This is a genomic window from Pareuzebyella sediminis (assembly GCF_008367235.1).
GTDB classification, from domain to species: domain Bacteria; phylum Bacteroidota; class Bacteroidia; order Flavobacteriales; family Flavobacteriaceae; genus Pareuzebyella; species Pareuzebyella sediminis.
On record NZ_VTZS01000002.1, the window covers coordinates 472,305 to 494,345 of the forward strand.

At 41.5% G+C, this 22,041-nt stretch carries 17 protein-coding genes, 1 tRNA gene and 2 pseudogenes; 11 read left to right on the forward strand and 9 right to left on the reverse strand.

Features of this window, described 5'->3' with window-relative positions; genetic code table 11:
* Positions 1 to 135 precede the first annotated feature (135 nt).
* Positions 136 to 654 carry a rhodanese-like domain-containing protein gene (locus F2B13_RS08650; protein WP_149274675.1) on the reverse strand — a complete coding sequence of 173 codons (519 nt, stop codon included), beginning with the start codon at positions 652 to 654 and terminating at the stop codon, positions 136 to 138.
* Positions 655 to 919: 265 nt separating this feature from the next.
* On the opposite strand from F2B13_RS08650, the pseudogene F2B13_RS08655 reads away from it, so the two are divergent.
* Together F2B13_RS08655 and F2B13_RS20610 are read left to right on the forward strand one after the other, a co-directional pair.
* A pseudogene (locus tag F2B13_RS08655) lies at positions 920 to 2,019 on the forward strand (glycoside hydrolase family 32 protein).
* A gap of 60 nt (positions 2,020 to 2,079) precedes the next feature.
* A pseudogene (locus tag F2B13_RS20610) lies at positions 2,080 to 2,295 on the forward strand (GH32 C-terminal domain-containing protein); the annotation flags it as partial.
* 53 nt (positions 2,296 to 2,348) lie between these two features.
* On the opposite strand, the gene F2B13_RS08660 reads toward F2B13_RS20610, so the two are convergent.
* Together F2B13_RS08660 and F2B13_RS08665 are read right to left on the reverse strand one after the other, a co-directional pair.
* Positions 2,349 to 3,320 (reverse strand): phosphotransferase, encoded by a 972-nt coding sequence (locus F2B13_RS08660; protein ID WP_149304000.1) that lies wholly within the window; start codon positions 3,318 to 3,320, stop codon positions 2,349 to 2,351.
* 244 nt (positions 3,321 to 3,564) lie between these two features.
* A tRNA-Phe gene (locus tag F2B13_RS08665) sits at positions 3,565 to 3,637 on the reverse strand.
* A gap of 101 nt (positions 3,638 to 3,738) precedes the next feature.
* Between F2B13_RS08665 and F2B13_RS08670 the strand changes: the two genes are divergently transcribed.
* The 7 genes from F2B13_RS08670 (at position 3,739) to F2B13_RS08700 (ending at position 11,540) form a co-directional block, all read left to right on the forward strand.
* Entirely contained in the window at positions 3,739 to 4,467 is a 729-nt protein-coding gene (locus tag F2B13_RS08670) for a type III pantothenate kinase (RefSeq protein WP_149274695.1), read from the forward strand.
* A complete protein-coding gene (locus tag F2B13_RS08675) occupies positions 4,468 to 5,748 on the forward strand; it encodes a hypothetical protein (RefSeq protein WP_149274696.1) in 1,281 nt (426 codons plus the stop codon).
* Between the two features lie 41 nt (positions 5,749 to 5,789).
* Entirely contained in the window at positions 5,790 to 7,160 is a 1,371-nt protein-coding gene (locus F2B13_RS08680) for a hypothetical protein (RefSeq protein ID WP_232622926.1), read from the forward strand.
* Between the two features lie 52 nt (positions 7,161 to 7,212).
* Positions 7,213 to 7,779 carry an LPS export ABC transporter periplasmic protein LptC gene (gene lptC / locus F2B13_RS08685; protein WP_149304001.1) on the forward strand — a complete coding sequence of 189 codons (567 nt, stop codon included), beginning with the start codon at positions 7,213 to 7,215 and terminating at the stop codon, positions 7,777 to 7,779.
* Positions 7,763 to 7,966: a hypothetical protein gene (locus F2B13_RS08690; RefSeq protein ID WP_149274698.1), complete on the forward strand. Its 204-nt coding sequence runs from the start codon at positions 7,763 to 7,765 to the stop codon at positions 7,964 to 7,966. The genes lptC and F2B13_RS08690 overlap by 17 nt, the downstream gene beginning before the upstream one ends.
* A gap of 10 nt (positions 7,967 to 7,976) precedes the next feature.
* Complete coding sequence (locus F2B13_RS08695; protein ID WP_149274699.1) at positions 7,977 to 9,266, forward strand: hemolysin family protein; 1,290 nt, start codon at positions 7,977 to 7,979, stop codon at positions 9,264 to 9,266.
* A gap of 153 nt (positions 9,267 to 9,419) precedes the next feature.
* On the forward strand, positions 9,420 to 11,540 hold the full coding sequence (locus tag F2B13_RS08700) for a peptidylprolyl isomerase (RefSeq protein ID WP_149274700.1): 2,121 nt from the start codon (positions 9,420 to 9,422) through the stop codon (positions 11,538 to 11,540).
* Positions 11,541 to 11,593: 53 nt separating this feature from the next.
* On the opposite strand, the gene F2B13_RS08705 is transcribed toward F2B13_RS08700, so the two are convergent.
* Both F2B13_RS08705 and F2B13_RS08710 read right to left on the reverse strand, forming a co-directional pair.
* Positions 11,594 to 12,511: a GYDIA family GHMP kinase gene (locus F2B13_RS08705; protein WP_149274701.1), complete on the reverse strand. Its 918-nt coding sequence runs from the start codon at positions 12,509 to 12,511 to the stop codon at positions 11,594 to 11,596.
* On the reverse strand, positions 12,508 to 13,830 hold the full coding sequence (locus F2B13_RS08710; protein WP_149274702.1) for a hydroxymethylglutaryl-CoA reductase, degradative: 1,323 nt from the start codon (positions 13,828 to 13,830) through the stop codon (positions 12,508 to 12,510). The genes F2B13_RS08705 and F2B13_RS08710 overlap by 4 nt, the downstream gene beginning before the upstream one ends.
* Before the next feature lie 154 nt (positions 13,831 to 13,984).
* On the opposite strand from F2B13_RS08710, the gene F2B13_RS08715 reads away from it, so the two are divergent.
* Together F2B13_RS08715 and F2B13_RS08720 are read left to right on the forward strand one after the other, a co-directional pair.
* Positions 13,985 to 16,222 (forward strand): S9 family peptidase, encoded by a 2,238-nt coding sequence (locus F2B13_RS08715; protein ID WP_149274703.1) that lies wholly within the window; start codon positions 13,985 to 13,987, stop codon positions 16,220 to 16,222.
* A 77-nt stretch (positions 16,223 to 16,299) separates the two neighbouring features.
* Positions 16,300 to 17,832 carry a peptide MFS transporter gene (locus F2B13_RS08720; RefSeq protein WP_149274704.1) on the forward strand — a complete coding sequence of 511 codons (1,533 nt, stop codon included), beginning with the start codon at positions 16,300 to 16,302 and terminating at the stop codon, positions 17,830 to 17,832.
* Here F2B13_RS08720 and F2B13_RS08725 read toward each other — a convergent pair whose 3' ends face one another.
* The 4 genes from F2B13_RS08725 to F2B13_RS08740 form a co-directional block, all read right to left on the reverse strand.
* The gene (locus F2B13_RS08725) at positions 17,833 to 19,875 is read right to left on the reverse strand and encodes a ComEC/Rec2 family competence protein (protein ID WP_149274705.1); all 2,043 of its coding nucleotides are present in this window, start codon (positions 19,873 to 19,875) and stop codon (positions 17,833 to 17,835) included.
* Positions 19,876 to 19,921: 46 nt separating this feature from the next.
* Positions 19,922 to 20,476, reverse strand: a complete 555-nt coding sequence (locus F2B13_RS08730) for a C40 family peptidase (RefSeq protein WP_149274706.1) — start codon at positions 20,474 to 20,476, stop codon at positions 19,922 to 19,924.
* Positions 20,477 to 20,612: 136 nt separating this feature from the next.
* On the reverse strand, positions 20,613 to 21,728 hold the full coding sequence (gene lpxB, locus F2B13_RS08735) for a lipid-A-disaccharide synthase (RefSeq protein ID WP_149274707.1): 1,116 nt from the start codon (positions 21,726 to 21,728) through the stop codon (positions 20,613 to 20,615).
* A gap of 15 nt (positions 21,729 to 21,743) precedes the next feature.
* Entirely contained in the window at positions 21,744 to 22,028 is a 285-nt protein-coding gene (locus F2B13_RS08740) for a hypothetical protein (protein ID WP_149274708.1), read from the reverse strand.
* Between the last annotated feature and the right edge of the window lie 13 nt (positions 22,029 to 22,041).

The following is a 22,041-nucleotide window of genomic DNA, read 5'->3' on the forward strand; positions in this document are numbered from 1 at the left end:
AGCGGCTTCTTTATAGTTACTTTTGGAAAGAATAATGCTCAAGAAACAGGGGGTTAAAAGGTTATTTGAACGAATTTGCTATTAGTCAAAGGTTGGAGGGACAAAACCAATGAGGCATATGTGGTTCTTCTGTTTTTAGGATTGGTCGGTAATTTCTGACATATCATACACTTTGTTCCCTTTTTTCAGGAGTCTGCCCCAACGTTTGTTGTATGCATGTATATTTTCTGTTTCATTTCCTTCGGAATCATAGACAGGATATCCCCTATTTTTCCATTCAAAAATACCGCCATATAAATTCCTTACCTTGGTAAAACCCAATTTGATCAGTTTTTTCCCGATATTTTCAGAGCGTATGCCAATCGAACAATACACGACGATTTCCTTTGATTTATCCTTGATCTGTTCCGTTAAGGCCTCAGGATTGAAATCTTCGTAACCTACCCAAAGGGCGTGTTTAAGATGGCTTACCAGATACTCTTCCTTTTTACGCGTATCCAAGACCAGTAAATTTTTCCTTTTTTGCAGTTCTTCAACTTGTATGTAGGGTACATTTCCCCTATTAAGCCTATCTAGGGTACGATCGAGGTTGTTTTGCGCTTGGGTAACCGATAAAAAACCTACGATTAGTACCACGCTGAAAAAAAATTGCATGAGCTTGCTTATTATATGTGATAAAGATACTATTTTAAGGAATCATTGTCCGGTTTGATGAATCGACCATAAAATTTTTATGATGGATTTTAATAAAAACTATCACCTACTACTTTTGGTTTTTACGGTTCTTATATCCTGTAAAAATATTCAAGAAAAACAACTATCTGTGAAACAGGGAACAACTACTGCCGATTCTATGGAGAAGTATAGGCCCCAATACCATTTTTCGCCTAAAAAAATGTGGATGAACGACCCCAATGGTATGGTCTATCATGAAGGGGTGTACCATCTTTTCTATCAATACTATCCAGAAGACAACGTATGGGGTCCGATGCATTGGGGGCATGCCGTTAGCAAAGACTTATTACGTTGGGAGCCTAAGCCAATAGCCCTGTACCCTGACGGGCATGGCTATATCTTTTCGGGCAGTGCCGTGGTAGACAAAGACAACACCTCGGGTTTCGGCACTAGTGAAAACCCGCCATTGGTGGCCATTTTCACCTATCACAATGCGCAAGCCGAAAAAGAAGGAAGAAGCGATTACCAGACCCAAGGTATCGCCTATAGTACCGATAATGGGGAAACATGGACGAAATATGTAGCTAACCCTGTTATCCGGAATGCGGAAGAAAAAGATTTTAGGGATCCGAAAGTGATGTGGCATGAGGCCTCGGGAAAATGGATTTTGACATTGGTCGCCGGCGACCATGCCCAATTTTATGGTTCGGATAATCTGAAGGATTGGGAGTTGCTCGGCAAATTCGGTGAGAACCAAGGTGCCCATGGAGGCGTTTGGGAGTGCCCCGATCTATTTCAGTTGAACGTTCAAGGCACGGAAGAAAAGAAATGGGTTCTATTGATAAGCATCAATCCTGGAGCCCGAACGGAGGAAGCGGCACCCAATATTTCATCGGTGATTTTGATGGAAAAAAATTCAGTTCCGACCAAAAGGAAACCCGTTGGTTAGATTGGGGAACGGATAATTATGCCGGGGTTACATGGAACAACCATCCGAGCAAAGAAACTATTTTCATAGGGTGGATGAATAATTGGATGTACGCCAATCAAACACCGACATCCAACTGGTGCGGTGCAATGACCTTGCCTCGAAAATTGAGTCTGCGCAAAGCGAACGGTCGATACCAGTTGGTCAATTATCCTCTTGCTACGTTGGAGGACCTCACTGTATCTAAAATTAAATCTAATATTTCTCTTGAAGGGGGAGCCCTTGAAACAAGGGTAATCGACGGTTTGAACCAATCTGAAATTCGTTTCGAAACCTCTGCGAGGGCTTTTCGTTTGTCTTTGGGCAATAGCCAAAAAGAAGAGGTCATACTTACCATGTCTTTGGATGACGAATAGTTTTCCCTTGATCGTAGCCGTTCGGGGCAGGTCGATTTCCATACAGCTTTTGGCACTGTTCAAAAAATGGAAGTTTCTCATCTGCTTGGAGCTTATGAAGTTCGCATTTTGGTGGATAGCTCTTCCATAGAAATTTTCGTAAATAAGGGGGAATATGTAATGACGGCCCAACTTTTTCCAAATGCACCCTATACCGATTTGACGTTTGAAAACTTAGGCCGGGAAGCTATTCAGCTTAAGGATTTTGAAATAAGCGGAGTAGAAGGAATTTGGTAAGCTTTATTCTCGATTAAGTCCGATTCTCTGTGATAGCTTTATTCTTTATCCCATCAAGACAAAATCATCTTACGGGCTTTTTTCATGAGACGCTCCTTTTCTTTAAGGCTTCGCTCCAAAGGTAATTGTGCCAAACCGATCATACGCCGCATAATTTCGATTCCTGCTACCTGAGACATCAATTGCAGATCGGCCTTCCCTTGATATGCGGCGTAAATACGCCCTAAATGACCTTTTTTTCCAGTGGCCATGATGATATGTGCAGCCAAAACGCCAAGGTCGAATTCCGGAAAACCTAAAAAGGCAAATTCAGGATCGATAACATACAGGTTTTCGTTCTCGGTCATCCAACTTCCAGGGTAGTAATCACCTTGTATTAAAACATTACCCGGCGAAAGATATTTCTGGCCAACTTTTTCAACAATGCCTCTTATGGCCTTGTCGTTTACAAAATGGGTGGCAAGTTCTTGAAGCCCAGGTTGAATATCGTTTAACGAAAGATCATTTTCCCTTAAAAAAGGTTGTACGAAGATATGGTCATGGTTTAAAAGCCTCATTTCCATATTATCGGGAAAATCACCATGCGTTTTTCTTCGGTGTATGACGCCGAGAATGAATATCAACCGATCGAGATGTGGCGCCGTAATGTCCTTGTTTTTATAAATAAGGGTCATGTCATCGCAGTGACCCAGATCTTCGAGTAGCAATAGATATTCGTTGGCGTCGTACCCTAATATTTTTGGAATATGGGCGCTTACCGCATTATCTCGTACCGTTTGATAAAATTTTTTCTCTACGGCAATACGATCTAAAGGTGCTTTGATATGAGGGTATTTTCGAACGAAGGGGCGTGATTGTTTGAGTATAAAGGAACGTTCGTTGGTAACGATGCGCAATACCACATTCATATTACCTTCGCCGGCTTTTTCAACAGTGAGTACTTTTTCCAAGGGGTTAATCCATTCCCGACCCCGAAGATGATTTTGGATTTGTAGGGGAGTTGTCGTAGTATCGATTGCGGTCAAAACAACGTTTTTGCGCAATATAATTCACAAACAGTTAAAATTCCTTATGACATGATGATTTTTTCTGATCCTGTATGAGTACTATTACAGGGGTTGGGTATTTTACGGACTGTGGGTAAATAAACTGGGGTTCTCATATGACTTTTGTGAACTAAATTAGCTCGATGATGACACGGCGGTAATAGTGTTGGAGGAGAAGCCGTATGGTAGAGACAAAAAAACCCGCGAAAAGCGGGTTTTTTTGTGGTGCCTCCAGGAATCGAACCAGGGACACATGGATTTTCAGTCCATTGCTCTACCAACTGAGCTAAGGCACCATCCCTTTAAGGGGCTGCAAATATAATTTCAAATTTGCGATATCCAAACAAAACCTTGAAAAAAAGATGTTTGTTTTTTAGTATTTTTTAATCTTTGCTCTATGAATCTGATAATAGACGCGGGAAATACATTGGTCAAGCTGGCCGTGTTCGACAAGAATAAGCTTGTTTTTTTGCAACAGGCCAAAACGAAACATGTATCAAGGCAGGTGAAGGAAATATGTGACCATTATCCCGGAATTGGTCATAGTATCATTTCATCGGTCGGTAACCTTGATCGCAAGGTGCTGGCCGTACTTGCCATATTTTCGGAGGTTCACGAATTGACGCCCCATTCTTCGGTACCTTACAAAAATTCCTATGCCACTTCGAATACATTAGGTGTAGACCGAATGGCGTTGGCCACTTCGGCGTTTTACCATAATCCCAAAGGCAATACCCTAGTAATCGATGCGGGTACTTGTGTTACCTATGACATGGTCAATGATATTGGCGAGTATCTCGGAGGTGCTATTTCACCGGGTCTTAATATGCGCTACAGGGCGTTGCACGAACAAACGCAAAACCTGCCCCAGCTTACACCGGACTACCCCATCGATATGATCGGGAATACCACAGACCGTTGCATTCATAGTGGGGTGGTCAACGGTATTTGCTACGAAATTGATCGTACAATTGATCTCTACAATACGCGTTTCACAGATTTAACAGTTATTTTAACAGGGGGTGACGCCCAATTTTTGTCTAAACGGCTAAAAAATACCATATTTGCGGATTCCAAATTTCTCCTTGTAGGATTAAATTATCTGTTGGAATACAACAAGCACTAAATGATCAGAAAAATAGGTTTTGTAATAGCGTGTCTTACCACCTTTGGTTCGTACGCTCAAGACGGTACGATTTCTCCATATTCTTATTTTGGCTTAGGTGATATAAGGGCCTCTGGTACGGTCGAAAACCAGATGATGGGAGGTATAGGTATGTATGCCGACAGTATACATGTGAATCTGCAAAACCCGGCCGCCTATAGTCAATTGGGAGTGCAGTTCGGAGAGGATTTTGGAATTACTACCTATACGGCGGCAATCTCACACAAAGAATCTCGCCTAAAAAGCTATACCGAACAACAAAGCAGCGCTGTCACGAATTTGGAATATCTGGCCATTGGCTTTAGTCTAAAAAAAGGTTTGGGCCTTGGTTTTGGCATAGCACCCTATACTTCAGTAGGATATAATTTTGTAGATCAAACCTCCGACGGTCGCATCACTACATTGTACACGGGTGAAGGGGGACTCAATAAACTCTATCTTTCCTTAGGCTATGAATTCGCCAAAAATTTGAGTGTGGGTGTGACGGCCAATTATAACTTTGGTACTATTGAAAGTTTACGTATACAAAGTGTCGAGAATGTGCAGTTTGGGGCAAAGGATGAAAGGTCTTCGACAATTAATGGTATCGACCTTAATTATGCTTTGAGTTATTCGCCCGCCCTAAATAAAGATCATACGCTTTTTACTTCCCTGCGCATAAATACACAGGCCAACTTGTCCGCTAGAAATACCAAACGCATAGGTTCATATGATGTGAACACCGCTCAAGACATAGAGGTTATTGATGTAAATCTTGCTGCGGTGGGGCTCTACGAGACGGGGGTTAAGATTCCAACAACGACGACTTTAGGCGTCGGTTATGGCAAAAATATGAAATGGTTCTTAGGTGTTGAATATAGTTTTCAAAATCTTGGCGACTATACCAACGACTTTCTAAAGATTGAAGGCGTGCAATATCAAAACGCCAGTTCATATGCCTTAGGTGGTTTTTATACGCCTGATCGCAATTCATTCAGCAGCTATTTCAAAAAGATAACGTATCGAGCCGGTCTGCGCCTTCATCAGACGGGCATGGTCGTCAACGAGAAAGATATTAATGACTTTGGCATAACTTTTGGACTAGGCCTACCTCTAGGTAACGGACTTTCAAATCTCAACTTAGGTTTTGAGTTGGGGAAAAAGGGTACCACTGCCGCCGATTTGGTCGAAGAGAGTTACTTCAAAGTCAATGTAGGTCTGTCTTTGAACGACCAATGGTTCAGAAAGAGAAAAATTAATTAATAAAAATTTAGTACATTAACCGCTTTAAACCATAAAATGAAATGAAAACGAAAATTTACTTCACGGCGATGATGCTTTTAGGGTACATGGGAGTAAGTAATGCCCAGGCCCAAAACCCGGAATGTATGACCAATTTATCAATCTATGTCGAACATGCAAAGGTGAAAAATTACGAGGCCGCATATACCCCATGGAAAATGGTGTATGAGACTTGTCCTGAAATTAACCGTGCCAATATCATATATGGTGAACGAATTTTGGCCGATAAGATAGAAAAGTCTTCGGGGGCGGAAAAGGAGGCTCTGATAAAAGATATGCTGACACTATATGATAATAGTGCCAAATATTTCCCTAAAAAATACTCACCGGCTACAGTAGCTATCGACAAGGCCCTGTTTATGTATGAGAATAAAATGGGTTCCGATCAAGAGCTTTATGAAATGTTGGATAAGGCCTTTCAGGAAGATCCGGGCAATTTTAAAAATCCAAGAGCACTATATCTATATTTTTCAAGTTTGGTAGACCTTCATGGCGCAGGTAGCAAAGATTTGCAAGAAGTCTTCGATGTATACGATAATGTAACTGAAAAAATCGAGGAAGAGAACCAACAATTGACCGATATAATTACGCAATTGTTGCCAAAAGATTCAACGGGTACCATCACAGCAAAAGAAAAGAGAAAGTTGAAGGTAGCGACAACTAATTCAGAGTCTTATGGTAAAATTGCAGGAAGTGTCGATTCGAAATTAGGAGCCTTGGCCGATTGTGATAATCTTATCCCTTTGTATGAAAAAAGCTTTGAAGAGAAAAAAGGTGATATTACTTGGGTAAAGCGTGCGGTCGGTAGAATGTTCAACAAAGAGTGCACCGACGACCCTTTGTTCAGAAAGCTTTTTGAGGCCCAATTGGCTTTGGAGCCCTCAGCAAGTGCTTATCTCTACGGAGGCACATTGAAACAAAAATCGGGTGATAGTAAGGGTGCTATTGATGACTTTAACAAAGCCGTGGAATTGGAAACAGATCCTTATAAGAAGTCTGACATCCTATACAAAATCGCTACCATTGTCAGAAGAACCAGCAAGTCTCAAGCGAGAAGTTATGCCCAAAAGGCTATTAACGCCAACAAGGCGAATGGCAAAGCCTATCTTTTGATTGCCAACCTATATGGTAATAGTGCCAACGATTGTGGTAGTACGCCTTTTGAAAAGCGAGCTATTTATTGGAAAGCAGCTGACATGGCGCGTCAGGCGAGTCGAGTAGACCCGGCGCTTAGCGGGCGTGCCAATCAAGCGGCGCAAAGCTATGCCGAAAGAGCACCCTCGAAAACCGATATCTTTAACGCGGGTATGGCGGGTAAGAAGGTATCTTTCAGCTGTTGGGTTGGCGGTAGCGTAACGGTTCCTAACCTGTAGCATAACAATGCCTTACGGAAATCATTACAGGAGTATAGCCATGATGTTAGTCATGGCTATACTTTTTTTTTCTTGTACCGATACCTATAAAAGGTCTGGCCAAGAGAAGATTCCTTTGGTATTTCCTGGTGGCATTGCCGAAAACTTCACGTTGACCTTTACCAAGGCCAAAAAGAATGTCGAAACTCAGGATTCGGCCGCTACAAGGGTTGTCGCCGTACTCAAGAGTCCTTTACATCATATTTATGACAATTTAGAATTTCCGTATCGCACTTTTCCTGAAGGTTTGGTTGTTGACTATTTCAACGATAATGGTGAAAAAAGTATCATTAAGGCCGATTACGCAATACTGTATTCTGCTACAAATATTATCGACTTACAGGGCCACGTAGTTATTGAAGGTCATGACGGTAAAAAATTGGAAGCCCCTCAAATGTTCTGGGATCAAGAGGACGATTGGATTTTTACACAAGAAAAGTTTAAGTTTACCAATCCGGAAGACGGTACCATAATGGACGGGGAGGGCATGGACTTCAATAAAAACCTAAGTTTTTTTAATGCCCATAAGACGTATGGTTTAATGACAATAAGGGAAACGAACAATGATAAAGATTCTTAGATATACCGAATATCTCTATTTAGCCGTATTTTTTTTCTCGATGTATCGTGTATACACCGATTGGAACATCGACCGCCAAGGAACCTATCTTTTCATATTCTTTGCCCTGGTATCGATAGGAATGTTTTTTTTCCGTAGAAACTATCGCAAGAAGTTCGAGCAGCGAAGGCGCGAAGACGAAAAGTAATTAGTGTATTTTGGAAGCCTCGATAATCATTATTGTTCTGTCCCTATTGTTTTCCGCCTTTTTCTCGGGCATGGAAATTGCCTTTATTTCAGCCAACAAAATTCATATTGAAATCGAGAAAAAACAAGAGGGCTTTTTGGCGAAGGTATTGACACGGCTTACGAAAAGGCCTTCAAAGTTTATTGCCACCATGCTGATTGGCAATAATATTGCGCTTGTGATTTACGGGCTTTTTATGGGGGAGCTTCTTATGTATTGGTTTCAAGGAATGCTGCCTGTATCCAATGGGTTCCTACAGATCTTATTGACCGATTTTAGTCTACTCACACAAACCGTAATATCGACCTTGGTAATTTTACTCACTGCCGAATTTTTACCTAAAGTACTGTTTCAGATTTATTCCAATACCTTACTAAAAGTATTAGCCATACCGGCCTATTTTTTTTATCTCGTATTTTCCTTTATATCCGGTTTTGTGATATGGGTCTCAGATTTTATTTTACGTACCTTTTTTAAAACAAACGGGGATGAAGTGCAGCTTTCTTTTAGTAAAATAGAACTTGGCGATTATATTACCGAACAGATGGAAACCGTTGAAGAGGAAGATGAGGTGGACTCGGAAATTCAGATTTTTCAGAATGCACTTGAATTTGCAGCTGTGAAGGCTCGGGAAGTCATGGTGCCCCGAACAGAAATCGTGGCCGTTGAACTGCACGAAACACCCAAGAATCTTGCTAAACTGTTTACCGAAACAGGTCTTTCGAAGATTTTGATCTACAAAGATACCATTGACAACATTATAGGCTACGTGCACTCGTATGAGCTTTTTAAAAAGCCTAAAACGATTAAGAGCATTCTATTGCCCGTGGAGTTCGTACCGGAGACCATGCTTATACAGGAAATATTGAACGTGCTTACCAAAAAAAGAAAAAGTATCGCCGTAGTCCTTGACGAATATGGAGGTACATCGGGCCTGATGACCGTTGAAGATATTGTGGAAGAACTTTTTGGTGAAATAGAGGACGAACATGACACTACAGATTTAATCGAGGAACAGATCGATGAGACCACCTATAAGTTTTCGGCCCGACTTGAAGTCGACTACCTGAATGAAACCTACAAGCTAGAATTACCCGACAGTGAGGAATATGAAACACTTGGAGGGCTTATCGTTAATGAAATGGGGGAAATACCCGAACAAGATTCCGAAGTGCAGATTGAAAGCTTTCGATTTAAAATATTAGAGGTTTCCAACACTAAAATCGATTTGATACTTCTACAGCTACTTGAAAAGTATTAAATGAAGTCGATAGGTTTCGTTCTACGGTCAGCTGATTGTAGTTTGATTCTGAGCAAAAGAACCACTTACTTATAATTCACCTAGTACTTGTGTTTTACCCTTTGTTTTTCAAAAGAAAGTGGTAATTTTGCAAACTGATTTAAAAACCCGAACATGGCAATTTTAGAGAATATTAGAAAACGAACTACGGTACTTATACTCATTATAGGTTTGGCCCTCTTTGCATTCGTAATTTCAGGGGTGTTCACCAATGGTGGTCTTAGTGGCGGAAAGGTGGGTTCAAGTATCGCTGAAATCAATGGAGAAGAAATTCCAATCAACGATTTTAGACAGAAAGTGGATATAGCCACAAGAAGATCCGGTCCGACCAGCACAACGATGCAGACCGTGAACCAGGTGTACGAGCAAGAAGTTCGAAATGCCATTTTGGGCCAGCAGTTTGAAGATTTAGGGGTCGATATTGAGCAAGATCAAATACTGAACTATATCGGTTCTATCCCTGGGTATTCCCAGAGTCCCCAATTTTTAAATGAAAACGGTGTTTTCGATCAAAATAAATTCAGAAACTTTATTGCCGATTTGAAGGCCAATAATCCTGCGCAATATGATTTGTGGCTGCAAGATGAGCAGTCGATCATTCAGACGGCAAAACAACAAACTTATTTCAATTTGATTAAGGCCGGGGTAGGGGCGACCTTGAAAGAGGGGGAGTTTGACTACCGTTTGGCAAACGATAAAATGGATATCAAATACGTGAGGGTGCCCTATACTTCTATTCCCGATTCTACGATAACCGTATCGAAAAACGATATAGAGACCTATATCAAAAATCATAGGGAAGAGTTTAAACAAGATCCAGCCCGAGATATCCAATTCGTTTATTTTGAAGAAAAGCCCTCTGCCGGGGATGAGAAGGCCGTCGAAGATGAGCTGCTGAATCTATTGAACAATAATGTCGAGTATAATGCACAGACCGACAAAAACGATACCGTTTTAGGATTTAGGGAGACCAAAAACATGGAGGCTTTTCTAGACCGTAATTCCGATATTAAGTTTGATACGATCTACAAATCGAAGAGGGAACTTCCGGCCAAGTTCGCCGATACCCTAGCAACGTTGGAAGTAGGAGAGGTTTTTGGTCCTTACAGGGATGGTGATATGTTCAAGGTTTCCAAAATGATGGACAGAAAATCAAATGGTTCTGTGAAGGCCAGCCATATTCTCATCGGGTATGAAGGGGCCGAAAGACCAAACCCTAATGTAACCAGAACCAAAGAAGAGGCCGAGGCAGAGGCAAAGCGGTTATTGGCCGAAGCGCGTAAGGATGAGACAAAATTCGTGGAGTTGGCCAGGGACAACTCAGATGGTCCTTCAGCTCAGAACGGAGGAGATTTAGGTTATTTTCAAGAGGGTAGAATGGTTCCTGAATTTAACGATTTCGCTTTTCAGAATTCTGTCGGTACCATCGGTATGGTAGAGACCGATTTTGGTTTTCACATTGTTAAGATAGACGACAAGGAGGATGTTTTTCAAATCGCCACCTTGGCACGTGCCATTGAGCCGTCGGAAGAAACGATCAACACCTTGTTTACCGAGGCAACTAAATTTGAGATGGAATCTGTCTCTTCCGATAAGGCCTTTTCTGATTTGGCAAAGGAAAATGATTATGTGGCCCGTCCCGTGAATCAAATAAAGGCGACCGATGAAAACTTGCCTGGTCTAGGTCCACAACGCCCTATTGTGCAATGGGCGTTCAATGCCGATACCGAAATCGGGGATATTAGGCGTTTTGATTTAGTAGGCGGCTATGCGGTGGTACAACTGACCAAAAAATATGAAGCAGGGTTAATGTCGGTAGAAGATGCCTCTGCAACCGTGCTCCCCGAACTTAGAAAGGAGCATAAGGCAGAACAGATTATGGCATCCAACCAAGGAAAATCGCTTGATGAAATGGCAAAAGATAACAATGTTACCGTGTCCACGGCAACCGCTTTGACCGTTAAATCGCCGACCATACCGGGCTCTGGCCAAGAACCGGCGGTAGTGGGTACAGCCTACGCAATGAACGAAGGCGATACTTCTAGTTTGATAAAGGGTAATACGGGCGTTTTCAAGATAGAGCTCACGAAAAAGACAGAAGCTCCTAAATTGGATAACTATAGTACCTATGCCAGTTCCTTAAAGTCCACTAGAGAGGCGAAAGTGAATTCAGAGGTCTATAATGCGCTTAAAGATGCTTCGGAAATTGAAGATAAAAGAGCGACCTTTTACTAGAAAATGCATTGAAGATAGATTATTCCTCCCGACCGTAAGGCCGGGAGGTTTTTTTATAATACCATTTCATCAAATGGAACGATGGTGTGATATCCCTTGTTCTTAAAATAATCCCGGATAAACTCTCCATTTCCCGTAACCATAACAAAATCTCCTCCCCAGGCACCGAGACTCTTTACCAGGCCGTTATAATCTGGGAACAATGTTTCCCTTACTGTAGGAAGGTGTAATGTTTTCGATAGTATGTGCTCATGCTCCTCAAGCAATATTTCAAAATTGGAAAGCGTCGTACACTGTAGGATCTGCTTTGTTATTCGGGTAATTTCGGAAACCAATTTTCGAACGTCGAAATCCATATTTCGATAATGGGAGATACCTTCTCTACTATTTTGCTTCTTACCAAGATGGACGAAATAGACCTGTTTACTGAAAGGAGGGCGGAAATCTATTTCCTTGACCACAGGTCGGGGCTTTTTTAACTCGTAAAGAATGGGCTTTGTATGGCGGGCACAGGCGATATCGTAGCCGCTGCCTCCGAAAGAATTCCATAATAGCTTATAGGGGTCTACATCCGCCCATAGGGCAATATTATTAATGAGGGTCGATGAGGAACCAAGGCCCCAACTCGGTGGAAATTCCAACGTTGTTTCTACCGAATATCCACTTGTAGTAGCTAAAAACCTCGGGTTGTATTTTCTTGCATCCCGAAGTATTTTCAACAAGCTGTCTTCTACAGGATTCTTTCTTACAGGTTTTTTTCTTGACGACAATTCTTCAAAAGTGAGAATCGACTCGAACCAAAGATTTCCTTTTTCATCGTAGCTTTTCCATGTCAAGTGACCAGAATTGATTTTCGTTACCGATAGTGATTGGCCATAGGTCGTAGGAATCGCAAGGCTTAAGGCGCTATCGAGCACGGCATATTCACCGGTAATCAAAAGTTTTCCGTGACTGTAGAATCGTTGGGTCATTGGGAGTTTCTTAACGCCTCAAAAGCATCCACTACGGCATTGTGCGTTGCCGATTTTTTCTTGAAATGCTGAACGAGCACTTGCTTTTCAGCCTCGGTGGCCCCTAGTTGATTCAAAATATTCATTAGGTGCATTTTCATATGCCCTTCTTGAATGCCTGTAGTTATCAAAGAGCTAAGAGCGGCAAAGTTTTGGGCTAGCCCCGCAACCGCGACAATTTTCATTAGGTCCTTGGCAGAAGGGTTATCTAATATTTCGAGCGCAAGTTTGACCAATGGGTGTAAGCTTGTCAGTCCGCCTACAGTTCCAAGAGCGAGCGGAATTTCAATCCAAAAATGAAATTGATCGCCCTTTACCTCCGCATGGGTAAGGCTTGTATAGCGACCATCTTTTGAGGCATAGGCATGTACGCCGGCTTCGACTGCCCTAAAATCGTTTCCTGTGGCAATAACAACGGCATCGACACCATTCATAATGCCCTTATTGTGGGTTACTGCCCTATGAGGTTCGACCCTTGCAATCTCAACAGCTTGAACCATTTTTTGAACACATAGGTTTGCCGGCATAGAATCATTAAGATTGAAATCTTCTACCGGGCAACAGACTTCAGCGCGTACCAGACAATCGGGGACATAATTCGAAAGTATACTCATGATAATTTCGATGTGTCGTTCATTTTGCGCTAAAAGGGTCGACGTTTCTGCCTTTGATTTAAGGGTTTTGGCAAATTGTTCTAGGCACGAGTTGATGAAATTCGCACCCATGGCGTCCAGTGTCTCGAAAGTACAATGAAGTTGATAGTAGCCTTCGAGAAGATCGGTTTTATCCTTTAAGATAATATCGGTAATGCCGCCCCCTCTTTTTGACATATTCTTTGTAATGGAAGCCGCACTTTGTATTAAGTTAGGTTTGATTTCATCAAAAAACAATTGTAGCTTTTTGGGAGTACCCTTATAAATTAAGTGAACCTGACCAATTTTAACGGTTCCCAGTACGGTGGCGCTGAACCCTCCTCGCTTCAACCAAAACTTGGCGGCTTTACTGGCCGCTGCCACTACTGAACTCTCTTCTATTGCCATTGGAATGGCGTATAATTTGTCGTTTATGAGAAAGTTTGGAGCAATGCCCAGCGGTACATAATAATTGGTAACCGTATTTTCTATGAATTCATCATGAAGCCGCTGTACATCACTATCAGTGTTCCAGTAACTTTTTAATAATTTTTGGGTGGTCTCTGGCGTACGGGTGTAGTTGACTGAAAGCCAATCTATCTTTTCTTCTTTGCTAAGTTTCGAGAAACCCTCAACAGGTTTTGTCATAAAGTTCGGTTTCGATGGGTAAAGATAACGATAAACCCAAAAAAACGTGACGTTTGGTTTGAAGCCCAAAAGGGTCGCCCTTTTTACTGGTAAAGTTTATTTATTCGTAAAATAATCACTAAACTTGAATGATTTAAACCATTTATAACATCGTATGCGAAAATATTTGACGCTAGCTATTCTATATTTAGGAGTAGTTCCGATCATATTTGCACAAAAAAAGCCAATAACAGTAGAAGAGGTATATGCCGAAACCTTTGAGCCAGAAGGTCTCGATGAATTGAATTCAATGAACAATGGCCGGCAATATACTATTCTGAACACGAACAAACGAGATAGCGCCACGACGATAGATAAGTATGACTACGCCACCTTAGAGAAGGTCGAAACCATTGTAGATTCCAAAAATTTACCTCAAATAAAACGATTTTCTTCCTATGAATTTAGTGATGACGAATCAAAATTACTATTGGCTACTGAAGTAGAGCCTCTTTTTAGGCGTTCCACTTTGGGCATATATTATGTATATGATTTGAAAAGTAAAAAATTGACCAAGGTATCGGAGTCGAAGATTCAGGAGCCGGCTTTATCTCCGAACGGTGGGCAAGTAGCTTACGTGAAAGGGAATAATCTTTATCTTCTTGACATGGCATCGAACAGTACCCATCAAATTACCACTGATGGCGAAAAGAATAAGATTATAAATGGAGTGACCGATTGGGTGTACGAAGAGGAATTTGCCTTTGTACGCGCCTTTGCATGGAATACCGACGGTACCAAAATAGCTTTTTTACGTTTCGATGAAACAGAAGTTCCTTCATTTTCAATGGATATCTACGGCAAGACGCTGTATCCCAATCAAGATACGTTCAAGTATCCGAAAGCTGGTCAAAACAATTCGGTCGTTACCCTTCATTTGTTCGATATGGAATCGGGCAATATTTCAAAAGTCAATCTAAGGGATGCCTACTACATTCCTCGGATCAAATGGATGAACAACCCGAACCGGTTAAGTGTCATAACCCTTAATCGCCATCAGAACGATTTGAAGTTATGGTCAGTGAACGTGACAGATAGCTCGGTTTCGCTTCTATTGGAAGAAAAAGACGATGCTTATGTCGATATTACCGATGATCTTACATTTTTGGCAGATGATAGTTTTATTTGGACTAGTGAGAAGGACGGCTACAACCACCTATACCTGTATGGTCAAGACGGAAATTTGATGAACCAAATTACACAGGGTCCATGGGAAGTCACCAAATATTATGGATATGACCAAAATGAAGATAAGATTTATTACCAATCTACTGAAAATGGATCGATCAATCGGGGGGTCTACAGCGTGGAGAGTAACGGGAAAAATAAAAAGGCATTGGCCGATAGGGAAGGCACAAACAGCGCCGATTTCAGCGCCGATTTCACTTATTTTATTTGTACCTATTCAAGTGCGGTGTCACCTCCCGAATATTCATTATATAAAGCGTTGACCGGAAAAAAAATTAAGGAAATTAAGAATAATGCGGACTTGATCGAAAAACTGAAAACCTATGAATTAAGTCCAAAGGAGTTTTCCACCATCGCTATAAACGGTAATGAACTCAATATGTACATGGTCAAACCGACAGATTTTGACCCCTCCAAGAAATATCCATTGCTCATGTACCAATACAGTGGGCCCGGATCTCAGCAAGTATCCAACAGTTGGTTGAACGAACGGGATTACTGGCATCAGCAACTCGCTGCACAAGGTTATGTGATTGCCTGCGTCGATGGAAGGGGGACCGGCTTTAAGGGGCGCGACTTTAAGAAATCGACTTATTTAAATTTGATAAAATATGAGACCGAAGATCAGATAAGTGCTGCGAAAAAGTTAAGCGCTTTACCATATATCGATGAAGATAAAACTGGAATCTGGGGCTGGAGCTTCGGGGGGCATATGGCCACCAATAGTCTTCTAAAGGGAAACGATGTTTTTGAAATGGCCATCGCCGTGGCCCCCGTAACTTCATGGCGTTTTTACGATACGATTTATACCGAACGCTTTTTGCGTACCCCAGAAGAGAACCCTGAGGGCTATGACGAGAATTCACCGCTCAATTATCCCGAGTTATTGGAAGGAGACTTTTTGTTGATACATGGCTCAGGTGACGATAACGTACATGTTCAGCATTCGATGCGAATGGTCGAAGCATTGGTACAGGCCAACAAGCAATTCGACTGGGGTATATATACTGACAAGGCACACAGCATCAAAGGAGGCAATGTCAGGGTGCACCTTTTTAATAAGATGACCAATTTTGTAAACGAAAATTTGAGGGATAGGAAAGAGAGTAAAGAATTGGGAAAAAAGGAGCAAGATAGTATCTATACATCTAAAATAAAGGGTTAAGAAGTAAAACGAAAGATAACTCACTTAGGTGTGAAAAATATGAATAATAGTTTTTAAAAGACCAAACCCTAAAATTTATGGCAACCAAAAACGAGTTCATGGAGCAGCAGCAAATGTTCGGACACCCAAAGGGTCTTTTCTATCTGTTCTTTGCCGAATTATGGGAACGTTTCAGCTTCTATGGCATGCGGGCATTGCTAACTCTCTACATGGTAGAAGTGATTTTTGAGGCTTTGACAGAGCGTGATTTTGCCACTGCAGCTGTTTATGCCTCTTATGGTTCGTTGGTATATGCTTCCACTGTAATCGGGGGACGAATTTCCGATCAGATTTTGGGAATGCGCAATTCTATTTTTCTAGGAGGCATCCTTATGGCCATAGGGCATTTCGTTTTGGCCATTGAAAATAATACCGCCTTTTTTTTGGCTCTGTCTTTGATAATCGTTGGCAACGGATTTTTTAAGCCTAACATCTCGACTTTCGTTGGCACATTATATCCTGATGGTGACCCGAAAAAAGATTCTGGTTTTACCATCTTTTATATGGGCATTAATATAGGAGGATGGATTGCCCCTTTGCTGTGCGGTTGGTTGGCCTATGAATATGGATGGCATTATGGTTTTGGCCTCGCTGGTGTAGGCATGTTGACTGGACTTCTTTTTTTTTGGAGCGGTATCCGTAAGAACGTGTTTGGAAATAGAGGCTTACCCCCGAATGAACACGTTATGGCTAAAAAGGTTTTCGGTGTCAAACAAGGAGTTCTTGTTCCAATAATGGCCTTTCTCTCCGCACCTTTAATTGCTTACTTGTTATCGGCCTATAAATCTCTAGGAGCAGAGGGTACTTTTTTAGGCGACCAAAATATCGTGAATATAATTTTTAAACTCATAGGGGTTTCAATTTTGGTCTATCTAGCCTATATCATGTTCAAAGCTACCTTAGAAGAGCGGAAAAAATTGTTTGTTGCGGTTTTGATAACCTTTTTTATGACTATTTTTTGGGGTTTTCATGAACTTTCAGGAAGCGTAATTACCCTTTTTGCTGCCAGAAATGTTGATTTGACTATCATGTCTGCGGCACAGACAAATTCTTTGAACTCTATGTTCATCATTATTTTAGCCATTCCTGTTTCTTTAATGTGGACCTTTCTCAGCAAAAAAAACTCAAACCCAAGAACACCCTATAAATTTGGTCTGGGCCTAGTTTTTGCGGGTATAAGCTTTTATGTGCTGGCATTAAGTGGAAATAGTGCCAATGAAGACGGCCTAGTACCCTTTACATATCTTTTACTCATGTATTTTCTGATTTCTATCGGTGAATTGTTCATGTCTCCAGTGGGGCTCTCGAAAATTACGGATTTGTCTCCCAAGCGTATTGTTGCCTTTATGATGGGCGTCTGGTTTCTTTCTTCCGCATTTGCGTTTCAGGTGGTAGGCTTCATCGGAAAGCAATTGGCCATTGAAAGTACCGATAAAAATGTGGGCGGTTTCGAGACTTTGGCAGTCTATACCAATGGATTTGAATTGATTGCAAAGTATGCACTGGGAGCAGGTATTATTGTGCTCTTGGCATCGCCACTTATTAAAAGGTTAATGGGCAAGGTACATTGATTACTCGCTAAGAAATAAATAGCTTCCCTTTTTTCCTGTGAAGTGAAACGGAATTTGTCTTTTTGAACAGGTTTCTTGCCATCTGTTGACATAGGTTCTAAAATTACTTCCATCGGCAAGAATAATCTTGGGGTTTAATATATCTATTACGCGTTCCAGATTGACTTTGGGCGATTGGGTGAGGACCAAATAATCAATTCTTTTTTCTACCGGAGCCACTATCCCGGGACTATCTAGAATCAAAATTTGCCTGTCTTTCCATTGATAGCTATTTTCAAGAGGGCTATAGTTGGTAGTCGAGATACCTTCGGCAATACTGTAATCGGTGATAATGCGCTTGCTTTTTATCTTGTTTTCGACCTTGGCGTCAAGGCTGCTACCGTTTTGATACACCAAAATGGAGTTGTTAACTTGATGCGCTAAAAAGAGAACCTTTTTTTGATGTATCTGATATTGAATGAAGAGACCCCAAGACTGAAATAGTACAATGAAAGATAAGGTCGCTAAAAATTTCCGATAGTTCGGTTGAAACAGAAAATTGACGAGACAAACTAGTATACCATAAAGCAGTACCAGTTCAACGATATCAAAGGAAATGTTATTGAAAATGAATGTCTCTTGGTTGGCAATCCATCGAACAACGGTGTTCATCCATCGGATAAAGGTATCATACATCGTTACGAAGGAGGTAGGCAATACATTTGTCAGGGCAAGTACGATTATCAAAATTCCGAAGCCCAAAAGTATCCCTAAAAATGGGACAACGATTAAATTGGAAATAAAGAATAGCCCCGGAAATTGGTGAAAGTAAAAAAGACTAATCGGTAATACGCCCAATTGAGCGGCAACACTGACGCAAAGCAATCGCCATGGGTAACGAAGCAATCTATATTTAGGAGTCCAATATCTCTGCAGAAGAGGATAGACCCAGACAATAGCAAAAACGGCCGCATAGCTCATCTGAAAACCGACTTGGAATAACAATTGGGGATCTATGACAAGTAAAATAAAAAGTATGGATAGGGCTAAAATATTAAAGGTATTGTTCGGTCGATTGAGGTAGAGGGAATAGGCCACAAAGGAAAACATGCTGACCGCACGAACAATAGAAGCCGAAAATCCTGCAATTAGGGCAAAACACCAAAGGAGCACAACAATTATACAAAGTTTTATGATATTGCCTTTAGGCAAGCGTTCCAGTGGCTTGAGCAGGTATTGAAGCAGTAATAGAAGAATTCCAATGTGCAGGCCTGAAACGGCTAAAATATGAACTGCGCCGGCATCTTTATAGGCATTGAAGGTGTCCGGAGAAATGTCGTTGCGTTGACCTAACAATAAAGCCTGTATGATGGCCAATTCTTCATTTCCAAAGTCTGCTTCTTTCAACTTCGATATTATTTTGTACCGAATGTTTGCGGCCAATCCCAATAGGGTAATATCCTTATTTTGAAGCGCTGAATAATTGGTCTTTTGTAAGCGGAATTGATGGTGTATTCCCAATCCATTCAAATACTTTTTGTAATCGAATTGATGTGGATTCAATGGCTCTTGTATCTTTACTAATTGGCCGTAGACAACCAGTTCATCGTCTACCCCGAACTTGTTGGAAGAGGAATCGGCCGTATAGGTAACCAAAATTTTCCCGGTAACATTTTTCTTCCCTACTTGTAGCACAGTGGCCGTATATCTATCAGAAAAAGATGTAGGTTTTAAGACTTCCCTGATTTTCAAATGCCAAATACGGTTTCCTTCAAATTCACTATTGGAGTAATGTGATGAACTATTTGTAGGATCGGCCATAGATATGCTCAAAACACCAATAGTGATGGTAACGAGCATTACTATGGTTCCGAATACGATGGAATCGGAAATTTTACGTGCGGCTTGGGACTGTTGTCTAAAGAAAATATATGCGAGTAAGGCGAAAAAAACGAGGGTAAAAACCCATACGATTATAGGATCGGGTTCGAGATATTTACCTAAAACAATACCCGAAATTAGTGCCAAGGTAAGTTTAATCGGAATGAAGCGCAGTAACCTCATGTTGATTGCTTTAGCGTAGGAATTGGGGCTACGCGTACTATGTCTTCTATAAAAGCACTCTGGTCGCCCTAACAAAAGCACGGCTCCAATATCCTTCTCGCAAAGAGGATACAATTACTCCTCTAGAAGTCGACGCGTGTATGAATTTAATTTCATCATCGTCTACATCTACCACCATACCCACATGATTGATGCGTTTACTCCCCTTACGTGTCCTGAAAAAGAGCAGATCTCCTTTCACCACCTCGTTGATACGCACTCTTTTTCCTTCTTCGGCCATGTGGTATGATGTCCGAGGTAATTGAATGTCATTTTCGCCGAAAGCTACATAAAGCAGGCCCGAACAATCCATACCTTTTTTGGTGGTTCCGCCATATCGGTAGCGAACCCCTGAGAATTTCAATGCTGTATTGATAACATGGTCCGCTTTTGAATGTTTGGTAGCGGGTGAATCTTCGTAGGAGGCTCGCTTTTTTGTTTCGGTAGGCGGGCGAGTGGCCGCAACCGATACTTTTCGTGTCCTATCTTGGGATGCTTTTTTTTTGGAAACGCCGCAACCTACAAGAGACAACAGCCATATGACAATAAAGGTTTTACGCATGTGCCAAGCAATTTTCACTTCACTTGGATATCAAAATTAAAGAATTTATTTGATACATAGGGTTCTGCCTTCATCGTGCGTAAGGAATTGCTGGCGACTATCGGATATTTTGAAAAATGAAATAGGCCTGTAAAATTTAGGCGAGTGCATCGACTATAAGGGTGGCGGTCGTTGAACTGGCTCCTTTTCCTCCAAGTTTTTTTTCGAGTTCGAAGTAGGCCTCAAATTGTGCTTTTCGCCCTGGGCCCTGAAGTATTTTAGAAAGTTCCGATATAAGGTTTTTAGACGTAAGCTCATTTTGAATAAGCTCCTTAACTACCTCTTTACCCATGATGAGGTTGACCAAGGAAATATAGTCGAGCGTAACGATTCGTTTTGCAATTTGATACGATAGCCAATTGGCCTTATAACAGACGACCTGAGGCACCTTAAAGATGGCCGTTTCTAAAGTCGCCGTTCCGCTAGTGACCAAGGCGGCGTAGGAGATGCTTAGAAGATCGTAGGTTTTATTGGAAACGAATCCGACATTCGGATTTTTTAAGTAAGGTTCATAAAAACTATCCTCTAAGCTCGGTGCTCCTGCAATTACAAACTCATATTCGGGAAATTTTTTTATGGTAGAGAGCATTACGGCCAACATCTTTTGTACCTCTTGCTTGCGGCTGCCCGGTAACAGGGCTATAATTGGTTTTTTGGGCTTAAGATGGTTTTCTTTCCGAAACTTTTCAGGTGCAATGGGTCTTCTATTGCCGACGGCATCAAGTAATGGATGCCCCACAAAATGGACAGGGAAATTGTGTTTTTTCTCATAAAACTCCTTTTCGAAAGGAAGAATAACGTACATGGCATCGATATCGCGTTTGATATCCTTAATTCTCCCTTCTCGCGATGCCCATATTTGTGGCGAGATATAGTAATTTGTTCTAAAGCCTTCTCTTTTGGCCCATCGGGCAATGCGCAGATTAAACCCTGAAAAGTCGATAAAGACGAGTACGTCAGGGCTGAACTTTTTGATGTCCTTTTTACAGAAAGCGATGTTGTTAGAAATGGTTCGTAAGTTTATTAGCACTTCCCAAAAACCCATAAAGGCCATTTCCTTATAGTGCTTTGCCAAAGTACCCCCAGCCTGCTTCATGAGGTTGCCTCCCCAGCATCTGATTTCGCATTGGGGGTCTTGGATCTTTAGGGCCTTTATTAAATTTGAACCGTGAAGATCACCAGATGCCTCGCCTGCAATGATATAGTACTTCATGCCTAGAATCCCGAATTAGGATATTTTGTAATACAAGATAATCAATGCCGTTAAAAGGGTGGCTATCAGAACACCTTTTGCCCTTTGGTCTCGTCGAATCCTTAAAAAAAGAAAGAAGGCCAAAAGGTTAAGTAGAGCGCCCAGAGCCAACAGGCTTCCCAGGTAGCCCTGATCAGCGGCAACTTGAAAAGTCTCCACAATACCGTATTCAGAGAAGAGTAGAATATACAAAAGAGTGCCCAAGACGTTGGCGATAACACCGACTATGAATCCGATAAGAAGTTCTTTTTTATTGTTCATGCGCCGTGATTTC

Excerpts from the sequence above, each read along its gene's own strand:
- F2B13_RS08650 (WP_149274675.1), bottom strand. The coding sequence starts at position 654 with ATGCAATTTTTTTTCAGCGTGGTACTAATCGTAGGTTTTTTATCGGTT.
- F2B13_RS08725 (WP_149274705.1), bottom strand. The coding sequence starts at position 19,875 with ATGAGGTTACTGCGCTTCATTCCGATTAAACTTACCTTGGCACTAATT.
- F2B13_RS08690 (WP_149274698.1), top strand. The coding sequence starts at position 7,763 with ATGATAAAGATTCTTAGATATACCGAATATCTCTATTTAGCCGTATTT.
- F2B13_RS08730 (WP_149274706.1), bottom strand. The coding sequence starts at position 20,476 with ATGCGTAAAACCTTTATTGTCATATGGCTGTTGTCTCTTGTAGGTTGC.
- F2B13_RS08700 (WP_149274700.1), top strand. The coding sequence starts at position 9,420 with ATGGCAATTTTAGAGAATATTAGAAAACGAACTACGGTACTTATACTC.
- lpxB (WP_149274707.1), bottom strand. The coding sequence starts at position 21,728 with ATGAAGTACTATATCATTGCAGGCGAGGCATCTGGTGATCTTCACGGT.
- F2B13_RS08740 (WP_149274708.1), bottom strand. The coding sequence starts at position 22,028 with ATGAACAATAAAAAAGAACTTCTTATCGGATTCATAGTCGGTGTTATC.
- F2B13_RS08705 (WP_149274701.1), bottom strand. The coding sequence starts at position 12,511 with ATGACCCAACGATTCTACAGTCACGGAAAACTTTTGATTACCGGTGAA.
- F2B13_RS08715 (WP_149274703.1), top strand. The coding sequence starts at position 13,985 with ATGCGAAAATATTTGACGCTAGCTATTCTATATTTAGGAGTAGTTCCG.
- F2B13_RS08675 (WP_149274696.1), top strand. The coding sequence starts at position 4,468 with ATGATCAGAAAAATAGGTTTTGTAATAGCGTGTCTTACCACCTTTGGT.
- F2B13_RS08680 (WP_232622926.1), top strand. The coding sequence starts at position 5,790 with ATGAAAACGAAAATTTACTTCACGGCGATGATGCTTTTAGGGTACATG.
- lptC (WP_149304001.1), top strand. The coding sequence starts at position 7,213 with ATGGCTATACTTTTTTTTTCTTGTACCGATACCTATAAAAGGTCTGGC.
- F2B13_RS08720 (WP_149274704.1), top strand. The coding sequence starts at position 16,300 with ATGGCAACCAAAAACGAGTTCATGGAGCAGCAGCAAATGTTCGGACAC.
- F2B13_RS08670 (WP_149274695.1), top strand. The coding sequence starts at position 3,739 with ATGAATCTGATAATAGACGCGGGAAATACATTGGTCAAGCTGGCCGTG.
- F2B13_RS08710 (WP_149274702.1), bottom strand. The coding sequence starts at position 13,830 with ATGACAAAACCTGTTGAGGGTTTCTCGAAACTTAGCAAAGAAGAAAAG.